Below are 14,157 nucleotides of genomic sequence, written 5' to 3'. Positions count from 1 at the left end.
GATGATTCGTCAATCAGGCAAGCGATTCCCGCGGTGTTCCTCGACAGCCCGCAGTTCGAGGACCCCCTGCTCTCCGCCGCGCTCGGTGTTCGGGTCACGCTCAAGGTGGAGACGCTGAATCCGCTGCGCTCCTTCAAGGGCCGCGGGGTCAGCTTCGCGCTGCGCGACCTGACCCCGGGCGAGACGGTGGTCTGCGCCTCCAGCGGAAACTTCGGCCAGGCCGTGGCGTACGCCGCAGCGGCGCGCGGTGCGGCCGCGCGGGTGTACGCGCACACGGAGTTGAACCCGGTGAAACGGGAACGGATGGCGGCCTTCGGCGCGACGGTGATCGAGGTGGCCGAGGGGTTCGATGCCGCCCGCGAACGCGCCGCCGCCGAGGCGGAGGGAGACGGCGTACGCCTCATCGTCGACGGTGTCGACCCGGCCATCGCCGAAGGTGCGGCGACGATCGCCCACGAGCTCGCCGCTGCCGAGTTCGACACCCTGGTCGCACCGATCGGGGACGGCAGCCTGGTCACCGGTCTGGCGCTCGGGCTGCGGGCGTACGCCCCGAACGTCCGGATCGTCGGCGTCAACCCGGCCACCGCGCCGACCATGCGCGAGAGCTGGCGGGCCGGGCGGCCGATCGCGGTGCGCCCGACCTCGGCGCTGGCCGAGGGCATCACGATCCCACGCCCGCACCCCGAGGCGCTCACCCGCGTCACCGATGCCGTGGACGACATCGTGCTGGTCAGCGATGCCGAGCTGCGGACCGGGATGGCGCTCATCGAACGGCACCTGGCTCTGCGCGCCGAACCGGCCGGTGCCGCCGGCATCGCCGCGATCGCCGCCGGCCGCACCGGTGGGGAACGGATCGCAACGATCATCACCGGCGCCAACCGGAATCCGGCAATGGGTGAGATCTGATGCAAATCGGCATCATCGGTGTCGGTGCCATCGCCGAGGCGATCGTCGACGGCCTGGCCACTACCGAACAACCCCCGGGCATCTCTCTTTCGCCACGGGGAGCGCGGACCGCGGGCGCGCTCGCCGCTCGCTACGGCACGGTACGGGTTGAACTCAGCAATCAGGCGGTGGTGGATCGGTGCGAACTGGTGCTGCTGACGGTCCCACCGGGGGCGATCACCGCCGTGCTCGAAGGACTGTACGTCCCGGCCGACCGCGTGCTCGTCAGCGCGGCAGCCGGTGTTTCATTGGCCAACTTGAAGCGGCTGCTGCCGAATCAGCCGCAGGTGATGCGAGTGATCCCGCTTCCCGCGGTGCGGGCGCACCGCGGGGTCACGGTCATCTTTCCGGATCATCGAACGAGCAAGGAGGTGTTCGCATCCCTGGGCGAGGTGCTGGTGCCGGTCGACGAGGACCGGTTCGAAGCCCTGTCGGCGGCCACTGCGACGCTCTCCAGCCAGCTCGGCCTGTTGGCGGCCATTGCCGACTGGCTGTCCGGCCGCGGGCTGGAACCGGCCGTTGCCGAGGGATTCGTCCGCGGGATGGCGCTGGGGTTGGGTGAGTCGCTCGCCGATCCGGGGCGATCGCTGGCCGTCCTGGTCGGCGATCACGAGACGCCGGGCGGGATCAATGAACTGGTTCGACACGCCTGGCTGGGTCCGGTAGACCGGGCACGACTGGCGGCCGCCCTCGACCAGGTGGTGGCCCGATCCCGTGGTGTTCCTCACAATTCCTTGGGTTGACGGTGAACCGCGGGTACGGTTTGGACTTTGTCACCCTCTCCGCGGAGCCTCATGACTGTCGAAACGCGCCCAGAGTCCGACGCCCGACCCAGTGCACCGCGGCGATCCCCATTCGCCCTGCTGATCAACTGGCTGCGCGGCATCGTCATCGGCATGGCCGAGCTGGTACCCGGGGTCTCCGGCGGCACCGTCGCTCTGGTCGTCGGCTGCTACGACGACCTGATCGGATCGGCCTCCCGTGTGGTCCGCGGTTTCGTCGCGCTGATCCGCCCGCCGGAGGGAAAGACGCGGGCGCAGGCATTCCGCGAGCAGATCGGAGCGGTGCGCTGGTCCCTGGTGATTCCGGTGGTGATCGGCATGGGCACCGCCATCGTCGCGCTGTCCAGCGTGATGCACGGCTTCGTCGAGGGCAGCCCGGAGCTGTCGCGGGCGCTCTTCGCCGGGATGGTGCTGGCCAGCCTGCTGGTACCGATCTCGATGCTGGGCGCCCAGACCCGCGCGCCCGGCGGGGCCGGCAACCGGGTCCTCGAACTCGCCGTCGTCGTGATCGTCGCGGCCGGGCTGTTCCTGCTGCTCGGCCTGCGGGATCCGGGCGCGGCCGCGACCGATCCCTCCCCGGTCTTCGTCTTCGTCGCCGCCGCCCTGGCGATCTGCGCGCTGGTCGTGCCCGGTGTCTCCGGGTCCTTCCTGCTGCTGACGATGGGCCTGTACGCCCCGACGCTGGCCGCGGTCAGCGGGCGCGACTTCGGCTACCTCGCGGTGTTCGCACTGGGCGCGATCGTCGGGCTCGGCACCTTCGTGCAGGTGCTCAACTGGCTGCTCCGCTCGCACCGCCGCTGGACGCTGCTGGTGATGCTCGGCCTGATGGCCGGTTCGCTGCGAGCGCTCTGGCCCTGGCAGGCCGCCGACGGTTCGCTGCTCGCCGTGCCCGCCGCGCCGTGGTCGGCGATCGGGCTCTTCGTGGTCGGTGTCGCCGTCGTGCTCGCCATGTGGGGGATCGAGCGGGTCCTGATGCGCCGCCGGGAGGCCGTCGAGGCCCCGGCCCCGATCGCCTGACTCGACCGAGCCACCCCTCCGCGCGAGACACCAGAAACTGACACGAGGCCCCAGTTGCAACTGGGGCCTCGTGTCAGCTTTTGGTGTCTCGCCCGCGCGTCAGCGACCCACCGGGCTGAGCCCCAACTGCATGCCGACCACCGACTTCTTCTTGGCGCCGATGCCGGCGGCCAGCTCGGTCAGCGCGACCGCGGCCGGGTGCTCGGGCGCGGACTCGACGACCGGCGTACCCTCATCGCCACCGGCACGCAGTGACTCGTCCAGCGGGACCTGGCCGAGCAGCGCCACCGGATAGCCGAGCCGGGTGCTCAGCGTCTGCGCCACCTGCTCGCCGCCACCGGAGCCGAACAACTCGATCCGATAGTTCGCACCGGTGTCGGGGGCGGTGAAGTCGAGGTAGGCCATGTTCTCCACCACCCCGATCACCCGCTGGTTCATCATCGAGGCCATCGTGCCGGCCCGCTCGGCGACCTCGGCGGCCGCCGCCTGCGGGGTGGTCACCACGATCACCTCGGCGTTCGGCAGCTTCTGGCCCATCGAGATCTGCACATCACCGGTACCCGGCGGCATGTCGACCAGCAGGAAATCCAGATCGCCCCAGTGCACATCGGCCAGCATCTGGGTCAGCGCCCGGTCCAGGATCGGGCCGCGCCAGGCGACCACCTGGGAGCGCTCCGGCTTCAGCATGCCGATCGACATCACCTGCAGGCCGTTGGTCGGCACCGGCAGGATCATCGACTCGTTCTCATCGCCGATCGAGGTCGGCCGGGCGTCGGCGATCCCAAGCATGGCAGGGATCGAGTGGCCATAGATGTCGGCATCGAGTACGCCGACCTTCTTGCCCTGGGCGGTCAGCGCGAGCGCCAGGTTGGTGGTCACCGAGGACTTGCCGACCCCGCCCTTGCCGGAGGCGACGCAGATCACCCGGGTCAGCGAATCGGGGCGGGCGAACGGGATCTCCCGCGGCGCCCGGCCACCGTTGAGGGTCTTGCGCAGTTCGGCGCGCTGCTCCTCGGTCATCACGCCCAGCTGGACGCGTACCCCCGACACCCCGGCGATCCGGGACACCGCATTGGTCACGTCGCGCTCGATCGGGCCCTTCAACGGGCAGCCGGCCGTGGTCAGCAGGATGCCGACGAACACCTCACCGGCCGCGTCGATGTCCACCCGCTCGACCATCCCCAGATCGGTGATCGGGCGTTTGATCTCGGGGTCGTTGACCGTCGCCAGGGCGGTCGTCACCCGCGGTACGAGGGGGTGATCCGGATCGGCGTACTGGATGGTCGGCGCTTCGGACATGAGTGCCAGCCTATCTCGGGATCAACCCCCGACCGAACCGCGTTCGGGACCAGCTGCGGGCTCGTCGTGCTCGGCCAGCAGCTCGCGCAGTTCCTTGCGCAGCTCGGAACGGATGTAGTCGCGGGTGGCCAGCTCACCGACGTTCATCCGGACGCTGGCGATCTCGCGGGCCAGGAAGTCCATGTCGGCCCGGCTCTGTGCGGCCTGCCGGCGATCGTCCTCGACCGAGATCCGATCCCGCGCCTCCTGCCGGTTCTGCGCCAACAGGATCAGCGGGGCGGCGTAGGACGCCTGCAGGGACAGCACCAGGGTCAAGAAGATGAACGGGAACGGGTCGAAGCGCACCGACTCGGGCGCCAGGGTGTTCCAGGCGATCCAGAGGATGATGATGATCGTCATCCACATCAGGAAGCCGGCGGTGCCCATGAACCGTGCGAAGGCCTCGGCGAACTCGCCGAAGGTGTCGCCGTCCATCCGGATCCGGGGGAATCGACTGCTCTCCCGTCCCGGTGTGTTCAGCCGGTCGCGGTCGCCCTTGTCCCGATCCCGCTTCTCGGGCCGGTCTCGCTTCTCGGTGCGTTCGCGGGCCATCAGTCACCTCCCTCCATGTGCTGACCGCGCCAGTCGGCGGGCAGCATGTGGTCCAACACGTCATCGACGGTGACCGCACCGACCAGGTGCTGGTCGGCATCCACCACCGCCGCGTTCACCAGGTTGTAGGTGGCGAAGTGGCGGCTCACCGCGGTCAGCGGTGCATCGGCCGGCAGCGGTTCCAGGTCGTCGTCGATCAGCTGGGAGATCAGCGTCGACGGGGGTTCGCGGAGCAGGCGTTGGATGTGTACGCCGCCGACGTAGCGTCCGGTCGGGGTCTCCAGCGGGCTGCGGCAGACGTGCACCATGCAGGCCAGGGCCGGGGTCAGCTCGGCGATCCGGACCTTCGCCAGCGCATCGGCGACGGTGGCGTCGGGCGGCATGATCACCGGTTCCGGCGTCATCAGGCCACCGGCGGTGGACTCCTCATAGACCAGCAGGCGGCGGACGTCGGAGGCGTCCTCGGGCTGCATCCGGCCGAGCAACTCCTCGGCCTTCTCCTCCCCGAGCCCCGCGATCAGGTCGGCCGCGTCGTCGGGGTCCATCTCCTCGAGGATGTCGGCGGCGCGCTCGACCTCCATGCTGGAGATCACCTCGATCTGCTCGCTCTCCGGCAGCTCCTCCAGGGCATCGGCCAACCGGGCGTCGTCGAGCGCCTCGACCACCTGGGCACGGCGTTCGGGATCCATGTCGTGCAGCTCGCGGGCGACATCGGCGGCGTGCATGTCCTCCAGCTCCGCCAGCACCTGGTCGTGCTCCCGGCTCTGCGGGGAGGGACGCAGCACATCGACATCGGACCAGTCGACGATCGTGACGTGCGGCTTGCGCCGGAATCCGCGGCCGGCGACCTCGGCCACCGCGACCTCGGCCAGCTCCCACTCCCGGCCCCGGACCTGCTGCATCGAGATGTCGTAGACCGTCACCGGTTCGGTGTGGTTGCGCCGGTGCACCCGGCGGTCGAAGAGGTCGTCGATCACCAGCGTCTCGGCCTCGTGGCGGGTGAACCGGCGGGTGTTGATGGTGCCGGAGATGACCACCTGCTGTGCGTCGATGGAGTGCACCCGGGCCATGTTCACGAAGATCCGTTGCCGGGCGAACAGCTCCACCACCAGGCCCTTCGCCCGCGGCGCCCGGCCCTCGGTACGGACCTGGATGACCACGTCGCGGACCTTGCCGATCTGGTCACCGCCGGCGTCCACGACATTCATGCCGCGGATCCGGGAGATGAAGATGGAGGTCGAGGAAGTCACCCGGGAAGGTTACTGCCTACCGACCAGCGGATGTGTCCGGTCTAGGGTCGTGGCATGGACGCTGAACAGGTACGCCGCACGGTGCTGGCGGTGCCCGGGTCGTCGGACCGTTTCCTCGCCAAGGCCCGCGGGCTGAGCGTCGATGCGGTCTTCCTCGACCTGGAGGACGCGGTGGCGCCGACCGCCAAGGTGGAGGCGCGGCAGCGGATCGTGGCCGCGCTCCAGCAGGACTGGGCGGCGCCGCTGCTGACGGTGCGGGTCAACGACTGGAGCACCGAGTGGACCTATGCCGATGTGATCGAGGTGGTCACCGGCGCCGGCGCGCGGATCGATGCGCTGGTGCTGCCGAAGGTGCAGTCCGCCGACCAGGTCGTCGCCCTGGATCTGCTGCTCACCCAGCTCGAACGGGGGCAGGGTCTCGAGGTGGGCCGGATCGGGATCGAGGCCCAGATCGAGGACGCCCGCGGGCTGCTCGCGGTCGAGGCGATCGCCGGTGCCAGCCCGCGGATGCGGTCGCTGGTCTTCGGGCCGGGGGATTTCATGGCCTCGGTCGGGATGGCCTCCACCAATGTGGGGGAGCAGCCGGCCGGTTACGACGCCGACGCCTTCCACCACGTGCTGTTCACCATCCTGGTCGCCGCCCGGGCGTACGGGTTGGCCGCGATCGACGGGCCGTTCGTCGCGATCCGCGATCTGGAGGGGTTCCGCCGCTCGGCCCGGCGCAGCGCCGCCCTCGGCTATGACGGCAAATGGGTGCTGCACCCCGACCAGGTCGCGGCCGGCAACGAGATCTTCACCCCCAGCCGGTCCGATTTCGAACGCTCGCAACGAATGATCGAGGCGTACGCCGCAGCGACCGCGTCCGCCGGTGGCGCGGTCGGGGCGATCGTGGTGGACGACGAGATGGTCGACGAGGCCGGGATGAAGATCGCCCAGCGGATCGTCGCCAAGGGCCGCGCGGCCGGGCTGGACGACGGTGCCCGGGATGCCGGCACCGACATCTACGACGGGGAGTGAAGATGGCGCGCTTCAAGGATCTGGCTCTGGACACCGACGACCAGGCGACCTCGGTGGAGTTCTGGGCGGCGGTGCTCGGCCTGGACGCCGACCTGCGCGATCCGGGGGAGCCGCAGCCGCTGCGCGGGAGTGTCGCGGAGGAGACCGTCTGGGTGAACGTGGTGCCCGAACCGAAGACGCAGAAGGCCCGAGCCCACCTGGATGTGCATGCGGCCTCGGTGGAGGAGGTCACCTCACTCGGTGCCGAGGTGATCGCCGAACATCCCGATTGGACGGTGCTGCGCGCACCCGACGGGCTCGAGCTCTGCGTGTTCGTGCGGGAGACGGTGCCGACGTACCGGTTGTACGAACTGGTACTGGACTGTGCCGATCCGGCCGCCCAGGCCCGCTGGTGGGGTGAGCGGTTCGGCGTACCCGCCGACACCGAACCGGATGTCGACTGGTGGTGGATCACCGGTGCCGGGCTGCCGTTCGAGAGCATGGTGTTCGTCGGCGTACCGGAACCCAGGCAGGGGAAGAACCGGTTGCACTGGGATGTCTGGGGCAGCGTCGAGGAGTTCACCGACGCCGGTGCGAGGATCGTGTCGCCGCGCGCCGACGACCGGCCCTGGGACGTGCTCGCCGACCCGGAGGGCAACGAGTTCTGCGTGTTCGCCGAGGACTGATCGGTCTCGGTAGACTGGGCCCCACGCCGAACCCGGGAGGAAACCATGTCCGTACCATTCCAGGGGCTGAGCTTCGAACTCGAGTTCCCGCAGTCGGTCGGGGTCTACGAGAAGTATGAAGACGCCCAGCGAGCCGTGGATTTCCTTGCCGACAACCGATTCCCGGTGCAGAACCTGGCGATCGTCGGCACCGACCTGAAGCTCATCGAGCGGGTCACCGGCCGCAAGAGCTGGGCCACGGTGATCCGGTCCTCGGCGCTGTCGGGGATCAGCACCGGTCTGCTCGTCGGCATCCTGCTGTCGCTGTTCACCCAGGGCAACAACTTCCTGGTGATGCTGCTCGTCGCGATCCTGGTCGCGGTGGTGATCAGCATCATCTTCGGTGGCCTCGCCTATTCGATGACCGGTGGCAAGCGCGACTTCAACTCGGTCCGCACCACCGTCCCCTCGAAATACGAGATCCTCTGCGAGCACAAGGTCGCCGCCCAGGCCCGTGAGGAGCTGGCCAAGCTGCCCGGCGCCCGCGCCGCCGACTTCCAGTGAGTCGTCCGTGGCCGATCTGCTGCTGCTCGCCGTCGACGACCGTCGGTGGCTGATCCGGCAACTGTTCGGTCACGATGGGCCGCCGCAGGCGGGGGAGCAACCGTTCGTCACCGAGGCCATCCGGTTGGTGCTCGACGGGTTGGTGCCGGCCGCCGGTGGTCGGCGGGGGACCGGTCTGGTCATCGACCATCGGCTGGAACCGGGAATCGGTGAGCGCGCACGGGCCCACCGGCTCCAGCTCGCGTTGCCGATCGCGCTCGACGCGGCCGGGGATGACGACCCCGGCCCGGAGGAGCTCCCGGACCTGCTGCGGCGCTACCGGCCCGACCACGTGAAAGTGTTGCTCCGTCACGATTCCGGCGATCGTGCGGCCCCGGAGACGATGCGGCGGCGACTCGCCGAGACCTGCCGGGCCGCCCATGCCGCCGACGCCAACGTGCTGGTGGAACTGCGGGTCGCCGGCGCCGACACCGACGACCCGGAGCTGGCGGAATCGACGGCGGCCGCGATGCGCGCCCTGGGTGGGGCTGTTGAGGTGGACTTCTGGGCCGTGCCCCCGCAGGCGGGCGCTGCGGCGTACCGGATGCTGCGGGAGATCGCCGACGAGCAGGGCGCGGAGTGCCTGCTGGTCACCGGCACCGGCCGCGGCATCGCCGTGCTGGAGGAGCGGATCGCGCAGGCCGCCGGCGAAGGGTTCTCCGGTTTCGCGGTGGGCCAGGCGGTCTGGTGGCATGCGCTGCAGGAACTGCACCGCGACGCCACCACCCGGTCGACGGGCCTGGCCGAGATCACCGAACGATTCGCGGCCTGCGTCCGCTCCTATCGTTCCGCGGGCCGCTGAGCCCGCGGATCGGCCACCACGCTGTCGCGCAGCTCCCGGTTGAACCAGCTGCGGAACCGTAACGTGGCCCGGTCGGTCGGGACCGAGGTCTCCACCGCGCCGCGCGGCACCACGACCGGATCCGAGGACTCCACCACCGCCCGGTCCTGGTGCAGCACCAGGGTGTTGAACCGGTTGAACGCCAGCGAGGCGGCGGGATTGCGGGCGAAGTTGCGGGTGGTGATCAGCAGCATCCGGACCCGGTCGGTCTCGGCCGGGATGCAGTAGACCTGGATCCGCATCATCCGCGGCGCCGGCAGGGTGTCCAGCACCATCGAGTTCGGGGCGTACCACTTCAGCGTCGCCCCGGGGTCGTTCTCGTCCAGCCAGGGGACCAGGTCGTAACCGAAACCGGTGTCCCGGATCTCCTGGTGCAGTTGGGAATCCGGCGTCTGCTTGGCCCGCACGAACCGGCCGATGGTGTTGCGGTGCACATAGGGCAGATGGGGATAGTCGAGCATGTTCTCCATCGCCCGGGTCCAGTGCGCATCCCAGGTCTCGGTATGGGTGAAGCGGATCAGCGACTCGTCCAGCAGGGTCTCGGGCAGCTGCGGTTCGGTGTCCGGATCGAACCCGGTGAACACCCACAGCAGCCCACCCAGTTCGCGGTGCGGCAGCGCCGTCGCACCGCGCCGGTCCCGGCCGTGACCGGCCGTCAGATCCGGGTTGAACGGGATCCGCGTGCAGCTGCCCGAAGCGTCGAAACGCCAACCGTGGAAGGCGCACTGGATGTCACCGTCGGTGGTCCGACTGCCCAGCGCCAGGGAGACGCTGCGGTGCGGACAGCGATCCAGCAGCACCCCGACCCGGTGCGCAGCGACCCGCCAGACGACGAGCTGTTCACCCGCCACCGCCACTCGCTGCGGCCGGGAGCCGATCCGGCGCAGCGGCAGCACCGGCGTCCACTGGCGGGCGAACCCCTCGAACATGTTCGGCCTCCTAGAGCCAGCGGTTGCGGCGGAAGCCGAAGTAGAGGGAGAGCATCACGATCGCGATCAACCCGAGGACCAGGAAGTAGCCATACTTCCAACTCAGCTCCGGCATGTTCTCGAAGTTCATCCCATAGATGCCGGCGATCATCGTCGGAACCGCCACGATCGCAACCCAGGCAGAGATCTTGCGCATGTCCTGGTTGTCCTCGACGCTGGCCCGCGCCAGCGCCGCCGACAGGATCGTGGACAGCACCTCGTCGAAGGACTGCACCGCTTCCCGGGCTTCCAGATGATGGTCGCTCAGTTCGCGGAAGTACGCCCGGGCGTCCTCGGGGATGGTGACGATCGGCCGCGATGCCAGCGCCTGCAGCGGGGCGCCGAGCGGCACCACCGAGCGCTTGAACTCGATCAGCTCGCGTTTGAGGTTGTAGACCCGGTTGATCTCGTGCGCCCCCTGCCGGGAGAACACCAGCCCCTCGATCTCGTCGATGTCCTTCTCGAACTCCGCGACCACCCCCATGTAGTCGTCGATGATCTTGTCCATCACCGAATAGAGCACCTCGGCCGGGCCGCGCATCAGCCGCCCCGGATCGGCCTCCAGCCGGGATCGCAGCGTCCGCAGCTGGGCATGCTCACCGCGGCGTACCGTCATCACGAAGTTGCTGCCGACGAAGATCATCACCTGGCCGGTGGAGACGATCTCGGAGGAATCGGTGAGCTCGGTGTGATCGACATAGGCGACCGTCGAGATCACCGCGAACAGGGTGTCGCCGAACTGCTCCAGCTTGGAGCGGGTGTGGCCCTCGACCGCGTCCTCGATCGCCAGCGGGTGCAGGTTGAACTGCTTGGCGAAGCCGGACATGTCCTCATCGGAGGGATCCTTCAACCCCAGCCAGACGAACCCCTCACCACGCAGGGCGCGCTCGGTGGCCACCTCCAGCTCGGTGCAGTCGTCCCGCACCCCGTCCACGTAGTGCGCCCAGGCCACCACCGAGCTCGGCGGTGCCGAACCCTCCGGTTGCAGCATCCGGGGTTTCGGTCTGCTCAGTCCGCGGAGCGGGGAGGGGTAGCGGGGACGCGTCGGCTGAGTCGCCGGCCGGCGCGGGCCTTGGTCTGCCATGGTGACCTCCTTCGGACTGCACTCGATGCTCCTTCACGACGGTGGCCCGGTGATCGACCCCTCGGCTGTCCCTCAGCCCCGGTCGGCGTCGAGCAGTGGAGCCATCCACGACTCCACCTCGGCCGCGCTGCGCGGCAGCATCGCCGACAGATTCTCGTTGCCGTCCTCGGTGATCAGGATGTCATCCTCGATCCGTACGCCGATCCCGCGGAACCGCTCGGGTACCAGCAGATCGTTCTCGCGGAAGTAGATACCCGGTTCGACGGTGATCACCATGCCGGGGAGCAGCGTACCCTCGCGGTACATCTCCCGGCGAGCCTGGGCGCAGTCGTGCACGTCGATGCCCAGATGGTGCGAGGTGCCGTGCACCATCCAGCGGCGGTGCTGGCCGCCGGTCTCCGGGTCGAGGGTCCCGGCGACCTCGACCGGCAGGATTCCCCACTGGTGCAGGTGTTTCGCGATCACCGCGATCGCCGCATTGTGCACGTCCAGGAACTTCGCACCCGCCCGAGCGGCCTCGATCCCGGCCTGCTGGGCCTCCAGCACCGCCTCGTAGACCTCGCGCTGGGCGTCGGTGAACCGGCCACCGACCGGCAGGGTCCGGGTGATGTCGGCGGTGTAGAGGGTGTCCAGCTCCACCCCGGCGTCCATCAGCAGCAGCTCGTCGCCTCGGATGTCGCCGTCGTTGCGGATCCAGTGCAGGGTGCAGGCATGGTTGCCGGCGGCGGCGATGGTGTCGTAACCGACGGCATTGCCGGCGTGCCGGGCGTGCAGCCCGAAGACGCCCTCCACCCAGCGCTCACCGCGGCCCCGACGGACCGCCTCGGGCAGATCCCGGACGACCGCCTCGAACGCCTTGGCCGACTCGGCGCAGGCCTGCCGCAGCTGCTCCACCTCGAACTCGTCCTTGACCAACCGCAGCTCGCTGAGTGCGGTCGCCAGCTGCTGGTCGGCCTCCTCGGCCTCGGTCACCGCGGCCTCGGTCTCCTTGCTGCGCAGCGAATCCAGCCGTTCGGTGAGCCCCGGATCGGCGTCCCGGACGATCCGCACCCGGGTGCTGCCGAGGTTCTTCGCCAGCGCGTCCTCCAGATCGGCGATATCGGCGACCGACACCCCGGTGAGCGCTTCCATCTCGGCCAGCGACTCGCGCTGGCCGACCCACATCTCGCCATAGCGGGCGTCGGCGTAGAACTCCTCGGCCTCCCGCGGTGCCCGCGGCTTGAAATACAGGGTCGCCTCGTGGCCGTCGTCGGTCGGCTCCAGCACCAGCACCGCGTCCGGTTCCCGGTCGCTGCCCAACCCGCTCAGGTGTGCGAACGCCGAGTGTGGGCGGTAGCGGTAGTCGGTGTCGTTGGAGCGCACCTTGAGCCCACCGGCGGGGATCACCAGCCGGTCACCGGGGAACTGCTCGCTGACCTTGTTCCGGCGCGCCGGGGTCCACGCGGCGGTGGCCAGCGGCTCGGGCAGTTCGGTGGCGTAGGGCGCCCATCCGGTCGGGATGAACTCCTTGAACGCCTCGGAGAACGGCACTCCGCGGGCGGGCTGTTTCGGCTGCTGCTCACTCATATTGGGCATCATAGGCCGGGTGGACGTACGCCTCCGTCTCCGCGAGGAGCACCTCGACCCCCGCCTGCCGCTGCTCGGATTCCACGACGACGACCTCTTCGATCTGCTGACCCGGATCCCGGCCATCGGCGCTGACCCCGCCGCGGTGGCCCGGCTGAACGAGCTCGCCGCCGGCCTGGTGGCGCACCTGGACGACCCCGGCGCCGAGCTCTACACCGACGACGACGCCGACCACCCGCTGGGCGCCGGGCTGCTGCCGATGCTGGCGATGATCGCCACCGCCGACGATGTGGTGCAGCGGCTGCGGGAACGCGAGATCCCCGACGAGCTGGGTTGGCGTTCGCTGTCCGATCTGGGTCAGCAGGTCTGGGTGCACCGGCAGACCTTCGGGGAGTTCGGGTTGCACACCCATCGCTGGTTGCGGATCGCCTGGGCCGGTCGACTGTTCTGGCTGGGCCGGTTGCAGTACGAACTGGCCGCACTCGACGGCGGCGGGTGGGAGGCGTCCATCCACATCCCGCAGACCGGTTCGCTGACCCCGGCCGCGGTCGACGAATCGCTCGCCCTCGCCGAGGAGTTCTTCGCCCGCCACTTCCCGGACCGGCTGCCGGTGCGCTACCGCTGCACCAGCTGGCTGCTCGACCCGGAACTGGGCGCCGGACTGCCGGGCAGCAACATCGCGAGCTTCGCCGAGCGGTTCGCGCTGACCGAGCAGGGCACCAGCCCCGGGGACGCCGACGCGATCTTCTTCACCTACCGGCGCCGGGGAACCACCGATCCGGCCGCGCTGCCGCGGCGTACCAGCCTGGAACGGTTGGTCGCCGACCGGTTGGCCGCGGGGCAGCACTGGCAGGTCCGGACCGGGATACTCTCTGCACATGGCTGACCAAACCGAGCTCTATCTGGTCCGGCACGGGCAGACCGAGTGGAGCCAGTCGGGCCGGCACACCGGGCGCACCGATCTGGATCTGACCGCGGTCGGCGCCATGCAGGCGAGCGCGCTGGAACCGCTGCTGCGCGGCCGCGACTTCGGCCTGGTGCTGAGCAGCCCGCGGCTGCGGGCCCGGCACACCGCCGACCTGGCCGGTTTCGGCGGGCGCTACGAGGTCACCGAGGACCTGGCCGAGTGGGACTACGGCGACTACGAGGGGCTCACCTCGGCGCAGATCCGCGAGCAGGTGCCGGACTGGCGGATCTGGACCGGTGCGGTCCCCGGCGGGGAGACGGCCGAGGAGATGCTGCAGCGGCTGGGTCGGGTCGTCGACCGGGTACGCCGCAGCGGAGTCGACCGCGCCATCTGCTTCGGCCACGGGCACTCACTGCGGGTGTTGACGCTGGCCTGGCTGGGCCTGGGCATCGAACACGGGGCGAGCTTCCCGCTGGAGACCGCCTCGATCTCGGTGCTCGGCTGGGAGAAGGAATCGCCGGCGATCCGGCGCTGGAACCTGACCACCGAACGCTGAACGCCCCGGTTCCCGCGCGCTAGGATCGCGGGGCACGAGTCCTATGTTCCAGTCCACAGGGGAGCCGACATCAAAGCCGAACCAGCA

Annotated in this window: 15 protein-coding genes; 9 read left to right on the top strand and 6 right to left on the bottom strand. The window is 69.7% G+C overall.

From position 1 onward, the window contains the following. Positions 1–33 precede the first annotated feature (33 nt). The 3 genes from C8D81_RS17980 to C8D81_RS17970 are packed head-to-tail and all read left to right on the top strand — an operon-like array spanning position 34 to position 2,744. Positions 34–906 (top strand): pyridoxal-phosphate dependent enzyme, encoded by an 873-nt coding sequence (locus tag C8D81_RS17980; protein WP_208109381.1) that lies wholly within the window; start codon positions 34–36, stop codon positions 904–906. Further along, on the top strand, positions 906–1,688 hold the full coding sequence (locus tag C8D81_RS17975) for an NAD(P)-binding domain-containing protein (RefSeq protein WP_133626531.1): 783 nt from the start codon (positions 906–908) through the stop codon (positions 1,686–1,688). Before C8D81_RS17980 ends, C8D81_RS17975 begins: the two co-directional genes overlap by 1 nt. A 51-nt stretch (positions 1,689–1,739) precedes the next feature. Continuing rightward, entirely contained in the window at positions 1,740–2,744 is a 1,005-nt protein-coding gene (locus tag C8D81_RS17970) for a DUF368 domain-containing protein (protein ID WP_133626530.1), read from the top strand. Between the two features lie 99 nt (positions 2,745–2,843). On the opposite strand, the gene C8D81_RS17965 is transcribed toward C8D81_RS17970, so the two are convergent. From C8D81_RS17965 to C8D81_RS17955, 3 genes are read right to left on the bottom strand one after another with little or no spacing between them, the layout of a single operon-like run. Then, positions 2,844–4,043: an Mrp/NBP35 family ATP-binding protein gene (locus C8D81_RS17965; protein ID WP_094356408.1), complete on the bottom strand. Its 1,200-nt coding sequence runs from the start codon at positions 4,041–4,043 to the stop codon at positions 2,844–2,846. A gap of 21 nt (positions 4,044–4,064) precedes the next feature. Continuing rightward, complete coding sequence (locus tag C8D81_RS17960) at positions 4,065–4,634, bottom strand: DUF1003 domain-containing protein (protein ID WP_094356409.1); 570 nt, start codon at positions 4,632–4,634, stop codon at positions 4,065–4,067. Beyond that, entirely contained in the window at positions 4,634–5,884 is a 1,251-nt protein-coding gene (locus tag C8D81_RS17955; RefSeq protein WP_094356410.1) for a magnesium transporter MgtE N-terminal domain-containing protein, read from the bottom strand. The genes C8D81_RS17960 and C8D81_RS17955 overlap by 1 nt, the downstream gene beginning before the upstream one ends. A 54-nt stretch (positions 5,885–5,938) precedes the next feature. Here C8D81_RS17955 and C8D81_RS17950 point away from each other — a divergent pair, with 54 nt between their 5' ends. Genes C8D81_RS17950 through C8D81_RS17935 form a run of 4 tightly spaced genes read left to right on the top strand, consistent with a single transcriptional unit; the run spans position 5,939 to position 8,950 of the window. Beyond that, the gene (locus tag C8D81_RS17950) at positions 5,939–6,901 is read left to right on the top strand and encodes an HpcH/HpaI aldolase/citrate lyase family protein (protein WP_133626529.1); all 963 of its coding nucleotides are present in this window, start codon (positions 5,939–5,941) and stop codon (positions 6,899–6,901) included. Between the two features lie 2 nt (positions 6,902–6,903). Then, positions 6,904–7,566 (top strand): VOC family protein, encoded by a 663-nt coding sequence (locus tag C8D81_RS17945; protein ID WP_133626528.1) that lies wholly within the window; start codon positions 6,904–6,906, stop codon positions 7,564–7,566. Positions 7,567–7,611: 45 nt separating this feature from the next. Beyond that, positions 7,612–8,109 (top strand): general stress protein, encoded by a 498-nt coding sequence (locus C8D81_RS17940; RefSeq protein ID WP_094356413.1) that lies wholly within the window; start codon positions 7,612–7,614, stop codon positions 8,107–8,109. A gap of 7 nt (positions 8,110–8,116) precedes the next feature. Then, positions 8,117–8,950: a 2-deoxy-5-keto-D-gluconate 6-phosphate aldolase domain-containing protein gene (locus C8D81_RS17935; protein WP_166646880.1), complete on the top strand. Its 834-nt coding sequence runs from the start codon at positions 8,117–8,119 to the stop codon at positions 8,948–8,950. Here C8D81_RS17935 and C8D81_RS17930 read toward each other — a convergent pair. The 3 genes from C8D81_RS17930 to C8D81_RS17920 form a co-directional block, all read right to left on the bottom strand. After that, positions 8,929–9,918, bottom strand: a complete 990-nt coding sequence (locus C8D81_RS17930) for an aromatic ring-hydroxylating oxygenase subunit alpha (RefSeq protein WP_094403356.1) — start codon at positions 9,916–9,918, stop codon at positions 8,929–8,931. The two genes, C8D81_RS17935 and C8D81_RS17930, sit on opposite strands and share 22 nt — an antisense overlap. A 10-nt stretch (positions 9,919–9,928) precedes the next feature. Beyond that, a complete protein-coding gene (gene corA, locus C8D81_RS17925; protein ID WP_094356416.1) occupies positions 9,929–11,041 on the bottom strand; it encodes a magnesium/cobalt transporter CorA in 1,113 nt (370 codons plus the stop codon). Positions 11,042–11,113: 72 nt separating this feature from the next. After that, positions 11,114–12,607 (bottom strand): aminopeptidase P family protein, encoded by a 1,494-nt coding sequence (locus C8D81_RS17920; RefSeq protein WP_133626526.1) that lies wholly within the window; start codon positions 12,605–12,607, stop codon positions 11,114–11,116. A gap of 19 nt (positions 12,608–12,626) precedes the next feature. Here C8D81_RS17920 and C8D81_RS17915 point away from each other — a divergent pair, with 19 nt between their 5' ends. Continuing rightward, entirely contained in the window at positions 12,627–13,493 is an 867-nt protein-coding gene (locus tag C8D81_RS17915; protein ID WP_133626525.1) for an acyltransferase domain-containing protein, read from the top strand. Beyond that, positions 13,486–14,070, top strand: a complete 585-nt coding sequence (locus C8D81_RS17910) for a histidine phosphatase family protein (RefSeq protein ID WP_133626524.1) — start codon at positions 13,486–13,488, stop codon at positions 14,068–14,070. The genes C8D81_RS17915 and C8D81_RS17910 overlap by 8 nt, the downstream gene beginning before the upstream one ends. Positions 14,071–14,157: the final 87 nt, after the last annotated feature.

Origin of the sequence: Enemella evansiae (genome assembly GCF_004362375.1) — a bacterium.
GTDB classification, from domain to species: Bacteria; Actinomycetota; Actinomycetes; order Propionibacteriales; family Propionibacteriaceae; genus Enemella; species Enemella evansiae.
The sequence above is the reverse complement of the archived record's forward strand: the minus strand, read 5'-3'. Positions and strand labels throughout refer to the sequence as shown.

Excerpts from the sequence above, each read along its gene's own strand:
- corA (WP_094356416.1), bottom strand. The coding sequence starts at position 11,041 with ATGGCAGACCAAGGCCCGCGCCGGCCGGCGACTCAGCCGACGCGTCCC.
- C8D81_RS17970 (WP_133626530.1), top strand. The coding sequence starts at position 1,740 with ATGACTGTCGAAACGCGCCCAGAGTCCGACGCCCGACCCAGTGCACCG.
- C8D81_RS17960 (WP_094356409.1), bottom strand. The coding sequence starts at position 4,634 with ATGGCCCGCGAACGCACCGAGAAGCGAGACCGGCCCGAGAAGCGGGAT.
- C8D81_RS17950 (WP_133626529.1), top strand. The coding sequence starts at position 5,939 with ATGGACGCTGAACAGGTACGCCGCACGGTGCTGGCGGTGCCCGGGTCG.
- C8D81_RS17920 (WP_133626526.1), bottom strand. The coding sequence starts at position 12,607 with ATGAGTGAGCAGCAGCCGAAACAGCCCGCCCGCGGAGTGCCGTTCTCC.
- C8D81_RS17965 (WP_094356408.1), bottom strand. The coding sequence starts at position 4,043 with ATGTCCGAAGCGCCGACCATCCAGTACGCCGATCCGGATCACCCCCTC.
- C8D81_RS17975 (WP_133626531.1), top strand. The coding sequence starts at position 906 with ATGCAAATCGGCATCATCGGTGTCGGTGCCATCGCCGAGGCGATCGTC.
- C8D81_RS17940 (WP_094356413.1), top strand. The coding sequence starts at position 7,612 with ATGTCCGTACCATTCCAGGGGCTGAGCTTCGAACTCGAGTTCCCGCAG.
- C8D81_RS17930 (WP_094403356.1), bottom strand. The coding sequence starts at position 9,918 with ATGTTCGAGGGGTTCGCCCGCCAGTGGACGCCGGTGCTGCCGCTGCGC.
- C8D81_RS17910 (WP_133626524.1), top strand. The coding sequence starts at position 13,486 with ATGGCTGACCAAACCGAGCTCTATCTGGTCCGGCACGGGCAGACCGAG.
- C8D81_RS17945 (WP_133626528.1), top strand. The coding sequence starts at position 6,904 with ATGGCGCGCTTCAAGGATCTGGCTCTGGACACCGACGACCAGGCGACC.